The 9,417-nt window shown below is 72.7% G+C and carries 7 protein-coding genes; 3 read left to right on the forward strand and 4 right to left on the reverse strand.

The window, feature by feature from the left end:
- Nucleotides 1–35: 35 nt before the first annotated feature.
- Both GGQ69_RS11340 and GGQ69_RS11345 read left to right on the forward strand, forming a co-directional pair.
- Entirely contained in the window at nt 36–1,118 is a 1,083-nt protein-coding gene (locus GGQ69_RS11340; RefSeq protein ID WP_183528066.1) for a LysR family transcriptional regulator, read from the forward strand.
- A 105-nt stretch (nt 1,119–1,223) separates the two neighbouring features.
- Nucleotides 1,224–2,420: an agmatine/peptidylarginine deiminase gene (locus GGQ69_RS11345; protein ID WP_183528068.1), complete on the forward strand. Its 1,197-nt coding sequence runs from the start codon at nt 1,224–1,226 to the stop codon at nt 2,418–2,420.
- Between the two features lie 3 nt (nt 2,421–2,423).
- Here the strand turns inward: GGQ69_RS11345 and GGQ69_RS11350 are convergent, their stop codons facing one another.
- The 4 genes from GGQ69_RS11350 to GGQ69_RS11365 all read right to left on the reverse strand — a co-directional run bounded on the left by GGQ69_RS11350 (nt 2,424) and on the right by GGQ69_RS11365 (nt 8,644).
- Nucleotides 2,424–2,870, reverse strand: coding sequence for a universal stress protein (locus GGQ69_RS11350; RefSeq protein ID WP_183528070.1), 447 nt, complete (start codon nt 2,868–2,870; stop codon nt 2,424–2,426).
- A 289-nt stretch (nt 2,871–3,159) separates the two neighbouring features.
- Nucleotides 3,160–6,816, reverse strand: a complete 3,657-nt coding sequence (locus GGQ69_RS11355; RefSeq protein WP_183528072.1) for an SNF2-related protein — start codon at nt 6,814–6,816, stop codon at nt 3,160–3,162.
- 67 nt (nt 6,817–6,883) lie between these two features.
- The gene (locus GGQ69_RS11360) at nt 6,884–8,194 is read right to left on the reverse strand and encodes an AI-2E family transporter (protein ID WP_298045382.1); all 1,311 of its coding nucleotides are present in this window, start codon (nt 8,192–8,194) and stop codon (nt 6,884–6,886) included.
- A 126-nt stretch (nt 8,195–8,320) separates the two neighbouring features.
- Entirely contained in the window at nt 8,321–8,644 is a 324-nt protein-coding gene (locus GGQ69_RS11365) for a hypothetical protein (protein WP_183528074.1), read from the reverse strand.
- Nucleotides 8,645–8,718: 74 nt separating this feature from the next.
- Between GGQ69_RS11365 and GGQ69_RS11370 the strand changes: the two genes are divergently transcribed.
- The coding region (locus GGQ69_RS11370; RefSeq protein ID WP_183528076.1) for a helix-turn-helix domain-containing protein at nt 8,719–9,417 on the forward strand (699 nt) is incomplete at its 3' end.

Raw genomic sequence — 9,417 nt, forward strand, 5'->3', positions numbered from 1 at the left:
ACCCTTCGGATCAGCCGAACTGACGGGAGGGCATCGTGCTGGACGTCCGACGCCTGGTGCTGCTGCGGGAACTGTCCATCCGGGGGACCATGACCGCCGTGGCGCGGGCCATGAACCTGGCGCCGTCCTCCGTGTCGGAACAGCTGGCGCTGCTGGAGCGGGAGACAAAGACGGTCCTGCTGCGCCGGGCCGGTCGCACGGTGCAGCTCACGGAGGCGGCCCTGGCCCTGGTGGAGCGCACCGACCCGATCCTCGACGCCCTCGAGCAGGCCGAGGCCGCCCTGGTCTCCACGGGCGAGGAGGTCACCGGCCGGGTCACCCTCGCCGTGTTCCAGTCCGCCGCCCTGACCCTGTTGCCACCGGCGCTGACCCTGCTGCGCACCCGGCACCCGGGGCTGCGGCTCGAGGTGGTCCAGTACGAGCCCGAGACCGCGCTGCACGAGACCTGGGCGCGGGACTTCGACGTGGTCGTCGCCGAGCAGTACCCCGGGCACTCCGCCCCGCACTGGCCGGGCCTGGACCGCCGTCCGCTGCTGCGCGACGAACTGCAGCTGGCCGTTCCCTCGTCGCTGGACGTCGATCGGCTGGACGCCGGGCCGGGGACCGAGGTGGACGTGGAGCCGGGGAACGTGGTGCGCGCTGCTGAACCGGGGACCGCATCAGACACAGGGCGGGGAGCCGAACCGCGCGCAGCGCCGGGGACCGCGCCGGACGGGCGACGGCCGACGCCCGGTGCCGTGCTGCAGGCGCTGCTCGCGCACCGGCCCCTGCCGTGGGTGATGGAACCCCGCGGCACGGCCACCCGGCACTGGGCCGAACAGGTGTGCCGCTCGGCCGGCCACGAACCGGACGTGCGCTACGTGTCCTCCGACCTGCAGTCGCACCTGGCCCTGGTGGAGTCCGGGAACGCGGTGGCCCTGCTGCCGGGTCTGATGCTGGTGGGCTCCCGGGTCCGGTTGCGGCGGATTCCCCTCGACGGCCGGCCGATGCGCACCGTCTTCACCTCCACCCGGTCCTCCACCGCCGGGTCTCCCGCCGTCGTCGCCGTCCGCTCCGTCCTGGAGGAGGCGGCCGGCGACCTCGGCCTGGGGACGGCGTCCCGGACCGGCTCTGTGTGAAGCGCATCGCACGCTCGCATAGCATGGGAGGTGCCGGCCGCACGGGGCCCGCCGGCGGCCGTCGTCGCCGGCGTATCCCGTGAACGACCTGATGAGAGGGGATCCATGGACGAGCAGCCCCGGACGTCATCGGGCCGGGAGGCCTCCTCGGGGACACCGGTTCCGTCCACGGGCCTCCCGCGGTCATCACCCTCCGGGGTGCGGACTCCGGCGGCGGAATCCCCCGGCTCCGGCACGTTGCTGACCGGCACCACGGAGGACACCTGGCACCTGCCGGCGGACACCGAACCCCAGGAACGGTTGTGGCTCGCCTTCCCCCGGGACTACTCGCGGATGGGCACCAGCTCGTGGGAGGTCTCCGGGGCCCGCCGTGCCTGGGCCCGGGTCGCGCACGCGGTGATGGACTACGAGCCGGTCACCCTGCTGGTGGACCCCGCCGACCGGCAGATCGTGCACACCTACGTGGACCCCCTGATCCCGGTGGTCCCGCTGTCCATGGACAACCCGTTCCTGCGGCTGTCCGGCCCGACCTTCACGGTGGGTGGCGTGGACGGACAGACCGGTCAGCGCCGGATCGGCATGATCGACTGGGTCTTCAACGGCTTCGGCCGCCGCCCGGGCGTCGAGTTCCGGCTGGACGACGTGGCCGGGGGCACGCTGGCCGAGCTGACCGGCGCCCGGCGTCAGCTGTCCCTGCTGGTCAACGAGGGTGGTGCGTTCATCACCGACGGCGAGGGGACGCTGATCGCCTCCGAGTCCGTGCTCCTGGACCCGGCGCGCAACCCGGGGTGGTCCCGCGCGCACGTGGAGGCGGAGTTCGCCCGGTACACGGACATCCGCAAGGTCATCTGGCTGCCCCGCGGCCTGGCCCGCGACGCCGGCCCGCACGGGGTGGGCGGGCAGATCGACCAGGTGGTGGCGTTCGCCTCCCCCACCGTGGTGCTGCTGCACTGGCAGGAGAATCCGTCCCACCCGGACCACGAGGTGTCCCTGCAGGCACTGGAGATCCTGCAGGGCGAGACCGACGCCCGGGGCCGGCCCCTGAACGTCGCCGCCATCACCGCTCCCCTGGCCGAGTCCGACGGCAGGGGCCAGGTGTCCTGGTCCTACGTCAACGTCCTGCCGGTCAACGGGGCCGTGGTGGTGCCGTCCTTCGACGATCCCCACGACGAGGGGGCGCACCAGGTCCTCGAGGCCGCCTACCCCGGGCGGGCCGTGGTGCCGGTTCCCGCGCACCGGTTGTACCGACGCGGCGTGGGCATCCGGCACGTGGGCCTGCCGCAGCCGACGCGGATGCCCTGACGCTCAGCGGTCCCCGTCCCCTCCGTGCTTGTGCGTGATGAGCACCGAGCAGTGGGCGTGGGCGGCCACGGCGGAGCTGACCGAGCCCAGGAGCAGGCCGGCGAAGCCCCCGTGGCCCCGGTTGCCCACCACGACGAGGGAGGCGTCCTTGCTCAGTTCGCGCAGCACCTGCGCCGGCGGCCCCTCCCGGACCACTCGTTCCAGCCCCTCGGGCACGTCGTCCCCGAACGCCGCCGTGATCGCCTGGTCGACGGCCTCCTGGGCCCGGCCGCGGAAGTCCTGGGCATCCGGGGCGGGCACCGCTGCGGCCACGACCGACCAGTGCCAGGCCGTCACCACCTTCAGCGGGGCGCCCAGCAATGCGGCCATGCGCCCGGCCTCCTTCAGGGCCTCCACGGAGGTCTCCGAACCGTCCACGCCGACGACGACCGGCTTCACTGCCTCTCCCATCACCACTGCCCCTCTCTGACGTCGGGCCCGGTCCGGCCCTGGCGCGCCCTCGGTGAACTCCGGATGTGCGAACACCGTAGGTCCGCCCGGCGCGCGGGACAATATCCGGCGTCCCCGGCCCAGTCTCTCCGTCCCGGGGCGCAGCCCCTGATCCCGGCCCGGGCGCAGCCCCTGATCCCGGCCCGGGCGCAGCCCCTGATCCCGGCCCGGGCGCGTCCCTGATGCCGGCCCGGGCGCGTCCCTGATGCCGGCCCGGGCGCGTCCCTGATGCCGGCCCGGGCGCGTCCCCTCAGCCGCGGTCCGGGGCGAACAGCTCGCGGACGTCGTCGGCGGTGATGGTGCTGGAGAACGCGGTGTCCCCGTCGGTGAGGGAGGAGAACAGGGCCGCCTTGCGCTGCTGCAGGGCCAGCACCTTCTCCTCGATGGTCCCCTCGGCCACCATCCGGTACACCATGACGGTGCGCTCCTGGCCGATCCGGTGGGCGCGGTCCACGGCCTGGGCCTCGGTGGCGGGGTTCCACCAGGGGTCCAGCAGGAACACGTAGTCGGCCTCGGTGAGGGTCAGCCCGAAGCCGCCGGCCTTGAGGCTGATCAGGAACGCCGGGGCGGTGCCCTTCTTGAACTGGCTGATCACCTCGGAGCGGTTGCGGGTGGAGCCGTCCAGGTAGGCGAAGGCCACGCCGCGGTCGGCCAGCCGGTCCCCCACCCGGGACAGGAACGAGGTGAACTGGCTGAAGATGATCACCCGGTGCCCCTCGGCCACGATCTCCTCCAGGTTCTCCATCAGCTGTTCCATCTTGGAGGAGGGCACGGAGGCGTACTCCTCGTCCACGATCGCCGGGTCCAGCGCCAGCATGCGCAGCAGGGTCAGGGACCGGAAGATCACGAAGCGGTTCTCGTCCATGTTCTGCAGCAGCCCCAGGACCTTCTTGCGTTCGCGCTGCAGCACCTGGTCGTAGAGCCGGCGGTGCTTGGGCACCAGTTCGACGTGGCTGACCTGCTCCTGCTTCGGGGGCAGGTCCGAGGCCACGAGCTCCTTGGTGCGCCGCAGCATGAACGGCCGGATCCGGCGCCGCAGCCGCGCCATCCGCTCGGCGGCGAACCGGGCGCCGTCATCGGAGGGATCCGGCGTCTCGATCGGCTTGGTGTACTCCTGCCGGAACACCGTGTGCGAGGGGAACAGCCCGGTGGCCGTCAGGGACAGCAGGGCCCACAGGTCGGACAGGGAGTTCTCCATCGGCGTGCCGGTGATCGCCAGCCGGAAGGGCGCCCGGACGTCCCGGGCCGCCTGGTGGGCCTTGGCCGAACGGTTCTTCACGAACTGCGCCTCGTCCAGCACCAGCCCGTCCCAGTCCAGCGCGGTGTACTGCCCCGAGTCCAGCCGCAGCAGGGTGTAACTGGTGACCACGACGTCGGTCCCGGCCACCTCCTCGGCCACCGTCGTCCCGCGCTTGGCGGCGGTGGTGTCCAGCACCCGCAACTCCAGGCCCGGCGCGAAGCGCTCGGCCTCCTCCTTCCAGACGGACAGCACCGAGGACGGCGCCACCACCAGGAACGGGGGCGCCACCTGTGGGGGCGGCACGGGCTCGCCGTGGTCCGGCGCTCGTTGTTCCGCCAGGGGCTCGGCGGCGTGTTGGCCGGGGTGGTCGCCGGGGTGGTCGCCGGGATTGTGGGCGCCGCGCTCGCGCGCCCGGGCAATGAGGGCGAGGGTCTGGACGGTCTTGCCCAGGCCCATGTCGTCGGCGAGGATGCCGCCGAGTCCGTGGTCGTACAGGAAGCTCAGCCACGCGAAGCCCTCGAGCTGATAGGGACGCAACCGGGCGTCGAGGCCCTCGGGGACCTCGGGCGTGGGGATCTCGGCCAGGTCCTTGAGCGCGCCCACCGTCTCCTGCCAGGCCCGGGCCGCCACGGACTCGTGGGCGAGGTCCTCGAACTCCTCCCACAGCGCCACGTCGTAGCGGGAGATCCGCGGGCGCTCGGCGCTCCAGTCCCCCATCACCTCGGCCTCGTTGATGAGGTCGCGCAGCTTCTGGAAGGAGGGGTGGTCCAGGCGGAACCAGGTGCCGTCCTTGAGCATCAGGGCCTTCTGCCCCTCCGCCAGGGCCGTGAACACCTCGGTGAAGGGGAACAGCTCCCCGCCGATGGTGATCTCGAAGCCGAGGTCATACCAGTCGTTGTCCTTCTTCCGCCCGGACTCGACCTGGGTGATGCGCACCAGCGGGTCGTCGGTCAGTTCCCGGTAGTCCGGCCTGGACCCGTGCTCGGTCACGCTCACGTGCTCCAGGCCCTGCAGCACCGGCAGCACGTTCTCCACGAACCGCGCCGTCTCCATCCCGGCCAGGTGCTGCGCCCCGCCCGCGCCGGCGACCGGCCAGTGCTCGCCCACCGCGTCCAGCACGGCGTCCTCGTGCTCGATGTCCCGGTCGGCCTCGGGGTTCCGGGCCCGGCCCGAGTACCCCGTGGGGGACCAGCCCCCGCGGGACCGGGACCGGCGCGATTCCAGCGGCAGTTCGCGCCGCGGACCCCAGTACAGCCAGGACCAGTCCAGGCTCGCCCGGTGGTCCTTGCCGTACCGCACGTGCAGCTGCAGCTCGGGGGCGGGCACCTCCGGGAACTCGACGGATCCGTCCGTGCTGGCCACGGGCATCATCCGGGAGAGCCGCGGGTAGACGTCGTAGAAGAACTCCTCCGTCTCTCCCGCCGGGATCTGCAGCGGCTCGTCCTGTTTCAAGAGGTCCAGTACGGGCCGCGGCAGCGTGCGCTCGGCCGGCACCAGCGTCAGGCGCACCGGGGCACCCCACTGTGGGGCGTCGTCGGGCACGTCCACCGCGATGAATCCCCCGGTGCCGGCCGCCCGCGCCCCGGGCACCGGTGCTCCGCCGGACTCGACCACGGGCACCACGGCGAGGTCCGACTCCCCGCGCACGTCCAGGCGCACGCTGGCCGGCCCGGCCAGGACGACCTCGCCGACCACGCCCTGGCCCACGAACTCGACCCCGAGTTCCCGGGCGCGGGTGAGCAGTTGCCAGGCCGGCGGGCCGGAGAGCTGGTCCAGCCGCAGCGTCTCGTCATTGCCGAACATCCCCTGGGGACGTTCGGCGAGGAAGAGGCGGTAGAACTGGCCGAGCAGTTCCACATGGTCCTCGCGCAACTGGTGGCGCAGTCCTCCGTACTGGAACTTCTTCCAGGTCAGCCCGCCCTTGATCCAGTTGTCCCGCGAACCGCGGCGCATCGGGCGCAGGTGGACCTGCAGGGCGGCGCCGGACCGCACGTCCTCGACGCTGGCGGCGTGGGCGCCCCAGCGGCGGCGCATCTGGTTCTGCGGTTCGGCCATCAGCTCCACGCCGATCGCCACCGGCTCGTCCGAACCGAGGCTCAGGTTCTCCCCGGTGAGCTCCCCCAGTACCGAGCGCCAGTCCTCGCGCTCGGCCTCCTCCCCCCAGGGACCGCCGCCGTCCTCACCGCCCCAGACGTCCGCCTCGGTGTAGCGGTGCACCTGGCCCCAGCCCTGCACCGAGGGGGCAGCGTCCTGCCCGGCCGGACCCCCGGGCACGGCGCGCAGTGCCTGGTGCCGCAGGTGCCGGCGCATCGCCTCCTCGGTCGCGGTGTAGAGCAGCGCCGCGGCGTGCTTGCAGTCGTTGCGGACCGGACAGGTGCAGCCGGCGCGCACCGGGCGCCACGAGGGCAGTGCCTCCGGGGACGACGCCGGCCGGCCGGGCACCAGCAGGACGTACGTCTCGTACGGCAACGGGTCGTTGCCCTGCACCGACGCGGTCAGAGTCGCGGGCGGGGCGGGCGTTGCCTCGCCCGCCCCCTCCGGGGCGTCCCACTGCATCGAGGTGACCGCACCCTGGCGGGCGTAGGCCTTGCCCTTGTCCGCCGCCGCGGACCCCACCAGGGCAGCGATGTCCTGGTCGGCGACGTACGGCAGCGTGGGGGTGGTCATCCCTCCATGGTTTCACGGACGACGGACAGGGTCCGGCCCGCCCGGGCCGGACCGTGGACGGCCCCGTTCACTCGGTCCGCTGTGGAGGGGACTGCGCCCCCGGGTCCCCGGGCGCACCGCCGTCGCCGGCCCCGTCGCCGCCACCCGCAGCGGCGCCATCACGCAGGTCCTCGCCGGACAGCACGCCCTCGCGGGCCCCGGGCGCCCGGGCGGCCACGGTCTCCTCTGCCGCCCGGTCGGAACGCTGCCGCGCCAGCGCGCGCCGGTTCCGCTCCTCCATCCCGCGCAGGTCGGAGGCGATGAACGTGTTGATCCAGCGGGACTGCGGGTCGGCGTCGACCATGACCGCCTTCAGCAGCAGCGTGGCGGGCAGGGCGAGGATGGCGCCGAGCGGACCGAGGATCCAGGCCCAGAACAGCAGGGACAGGAAGGAGACGGTGGGGATCACGCCCACGGCATCGCCGGTGAACTTGGGCTGGACGATCGACTGCAGCACGAAGTTCAGGACGGAGTAGGCCACGATCACGGCGAAGAACGCACCCCAGCCGCCCTCCACCAGGCCGAGCAACGCCGGCGGGACCATGCCGATGATGAATCCGATGTTGGGGATGTAGTTGGTCAGGAAGCTCAGCACGCCCCAGACCCAGATCATCGGGACGCCGATGACGGCCAGCGCGGCGACGTCCAGCGCGGCGACGAGCAGCCCGAAGACCGTGGTGACGACCCAGTACCGCCGCACCCCCTGGGCGAACGCGGTCAGCGCCTGCCCGAGCTCGTAGTCGGCGGTGTTCAGCAGCGCGATCCGCCGCTCCACGGCCACGGAGTCCATGGCGAGGAAGAACACGGCCATGATGACGGTGGCCAGCAGGCCGATGATGGCGGTGACGTTGGACAGGACGGCGGTGAGCAGGCCGGTGGCCGTGGACACCACGGTGGACATGTTCAGGCCGGAGAGCTGTTCGATGACCATGTCCGGGGTGACGCCGAAACTGCCGATCCAGTTCACCATGCCGAAGTAGATGTTGGTGAACTCCGCGCTGTACTCGGGCAGCGCCATCACCAGTTCCGAGGCCGACCACAGGATCAGGGCCAGGAACACGATCAGCACGACCACCACGATCAGCACGGTCACGGACGCCCCGAGGAAGCGGTTGACCCCCCGGTGGATCATCCACGCCTGCAGCGGGTAGGCGATGATGACCAGGTTCAGGCCGAGGAACACCGGCCCGATGATGCCCTGCAGGCCCTGGACGAACTGCAGCGCGATGACCAGCCCGGCCAGGCACAGCACGATGACGAGGAATCGCGGCCACATCCGGCGGGTCCTGTCCTCGGCCGTCTCCCCCATTGCCGCGTCCGCGGCCTGCGCCTTTTCCACGAGCCGCAGTCTACGGCGCGGCCCCAACTCGGCGCCGACGCGGCGCCCGCCGGACCTGCGGAGGCGAACGCCGTTGCGGCCCCGGCCCATCCGACGGACGTGGCGGCCACCTGCCCTGACGGGGCCTCAGCGCAGGCCGGGACCGCCCCCGAGGGCGGCCGCGCGCCGGATCCGGTGCATGGCCTGCCCCTCACGGTGGTCGATGCCGACGCCGGGGCGCTGGCCGGTGCCTGACCCCGCACCTGACCCCGCGCCTGAGCCGGTCCCTGCACCGGAGCGGCGCTGGGCGGCGGCGCCCACGCGGGTCGCGGACGACCCGAGGAGGGCGCGGAACGCCCGGCCCAGGCTCCAGGGGGTGGCCGGCTTCGCGGGCTGGCGGGCAGGGCGGGGCAGGGCCCGAGAGGAGTGGTCGGCCGGGAGCGCGGCGGTGGATCGCAGCATGGGGGTCATCTCCGTAGACTGGTGCCGAGAAGACTTTGCAGAGATTTCTTTGCAAAGCTGTCTATGCAAAGGTAGCTCTGCACATGCCTCGTGACAAGTCCTCGGCCCCGGAGGACCCCCTCCCCACCGAGGCCCCCCAGCCCTCCCCGGATCCCGTGGCGGACGGCCCGGCCCAGCTGCCCGGCGTCGCCCCCCGGAAGGTCGACGCGCGGGCCATGAAGGCCTTCGCCCACCCGCTGCGGATGTCGATCTACTCCCACCTGACGGACGTGGGGTCGGCCACCGCGACCGCCCTGGCCCGGCACCTGGACGAGAGCACGGGGCAGACGAGCTACCACCTGCGCCAGCTGGAGAAGCACGGCTTCGTGGAGGAGGACACCGGACGGGGTTCGGGCCGGGAGCGCTGGTGGAAACCGGTCGGGTTCGCGGTGCCCACCTACGACCTGGCCCAGGACGAGGCGAACAGGCCGGCCATCCAGGCCCTGCTGCAGGCCTCGCTCGACCAGCGCGCGGCCGCGCTGGGCCGCTGGCTGTCCGTGGAGAACCACGAGGAGCGGGAATGGATCGAGGCCTCGATCGACAACACCACCACCCGCGAGCTGACGGCGGCCCAGACCCGGGCCCTGACCGAGGAGCTCATGACGGTCATCGACCGCCACCTGGGCCGGCCCGGCGACCCCTCCGGTGCGGACGGCGACACCGGAACACCCCCGGACCGGCCGACGCCGGACGGGGACCCGGTGGCGCAGACCCGCCGGGTACGCCTGTACCTGAGCGTCTTC

Origin of the sequence: Micrococcus sp. TA1 (assembly GCF_014199555.1) — a bacterium.
GTDB lineage: Bacteria > Actinomycetota > Actinomycetes > Actinomycetales > Micrococcaceae > Citricoccus.

Bases quoted from the DNA above. Each gene is read 5' to 3' on its own strand.
- GGQ69_RS11345 (WP_183528068.1), top strand. From the start codon at position 1,224: ATGGACGAGCAGCCCCGGACGTCATCGGGCCGGGAGGCCTCCTCGGGG.
- GGQ69_RS11365 (WP_183528074.1), bottom strand. From the start codon at position 8,644: ATGACCCCCATGCTGCGATCCACCGCCGCGCTCCCGGCCGACCACTCC.
- GGQ69_RS11350 (WP_183528070.1), bottom strand. From the start codon at position 2,870: ATGGGAGAGGCAGTGAAGCCGGTCGTCGTCGGCGTGGACGGTTCGGAG.
- GGQ69_RS11355 (WP_183528072.1), bottom strand. From the start codon at position 6,816: ATGACCACCCCCACGCTGCCGTACGTCGCCGACCAGGACATCGCTGCC.